Below are 250 nucleotides of genomic sequence, written 5' to 3' on the forward strand. Positions count from 1 at the left end.
ATAACGGTGAGATCGTCATTGACACAGGTACGGCTATTGCTACGTTTAATCAAGACGGCAGCTATAGCTACCAATCAACTCAAGCTGAAGGTCAAGTGAAGTCGTTTTCAACAAACGACATGCTTAATAATAATGGTATTGAGCTGTATGCTTATAACGATTATCAACAAGTTGATGTTACTAACCTAAACAGTAACTCTGCCAGTGTAGTCGAGATCAACAGTAAGGTTGGTATCTACTACGCCAACTC

General features: G+C 40.0%; 1 protein-coding gene. It reads left to right on the forward strand.

Annotated features, from left to right (window positions below; translation table 11 throughout):
• On the forward strand, positions 1–250 hold a 250-nt coding region (locus AB4486_RS28715; RefSeq protein WP_372120239.1), incomplete at both ends, for a hypothetical protein.

This window comes from Vibrio sp. 10N.222.55.C6 (assembly GCF_041473395.1).
Classification (GTDB): Bacteria; Pseudomonadota; Gammaproteobacteria; order Enterobacterales; family Vibrionaceae; genus Vibrio; species Vibrio crassostreae_C.